The organism is Mesorhizobium sp. CNPSo 4670, assembly GCF_057784235.1.
On sequence record NZ_JBWJFQ010000073.1, the window covers coordinates 1 to 766 of the forward strand.

At 65.5% G+C, this 766-nt stretch carries 1 protein-coding gene and 1 pseudogene; both read right to left on the reverse strand.

The window, feature by feature from the left end; genetic code table 11:
- Positions 1 to 262, reverse strand: a pseudogene (gene hisZ, locus AC0ZT5_RS35125) (ATP phosphoribosyltransferase regulatory subunit); the annotation flags it as partial.
- Positions 263 to 440: 178 nt separating this feature from the next.
- The coding region (locus tag AC0ZT5_RS35130; protein WP_488500162.1) for a His/Gly/Thr/Pro-type tRNA ligase C-terminal domain-containing protein at positions 441 to 766 on the reverse strand (326 nt) is incomplete at its 5' end.

Here is a 766-nt window from a genome sequence, read left to right on the forward strand (position 1 = left end):
CGCCGAGATAGGAATAGCGGCGCGGCGTGCCGGCCTGCGATCTTATGTGGTCGAGACAGACCGGAATGGTGAATTCGGGCCGCAGGCACAGCGCCTGACCGGTCTCGCTTTCGGTGAGAAAAATACGCCGGCGCAAATCCTCGCCGGCCATGTCGAGGAACGGATCGGCCGGCTGCAGCACTGCAACCTCGACGGCATGCGTGTTGCGCGTGGCGAAGAGGTTGATGATGTCGGCTGATATGGCGGGGTAGCGGGAGGTCATTGATCGGATGGGCGCGAGGCACCCCCCTCTGGCCTGCCGGCCATCTCCCCCGCAAGGGTGGAGATCGGCAGCTTGAGGCTCGGCGCCTCTTCTTCGACGCTGGAGATTGGCGAAAGCCCGCGCAAAATCCAATCTCCTCCCTTGCGGGGGAGATGGCCGGCAGGCCAGAGGGGGGTGTTCAAGCGCCACCTTTCGCGCGATCAGCGGCCTGCGCCGCCAAGATCTTCTTCACCTCGGCGACCAGCTCGCTTTCCGCCACCGTCACCTGGGCCGGGCGCGCGGCGCGCCATTCGGCGTTGTCTGTGATCTCGGCCGACATGCGCGCACCTTCGATCAGGTCCTTGATCTGCAGTTCGCCCTTGGCGCGTTCGTCGCCGCCCTGGATGATTGCGACCGGGCAGCCGCGGCGGTCGGCATATTTGAGCTGCGCCTTCATGCCGGCGCCACCGAGATACATTTCAGAGCGGATGCCGGCGGCGCGCAGATCCGCCACCATCTTCTGGT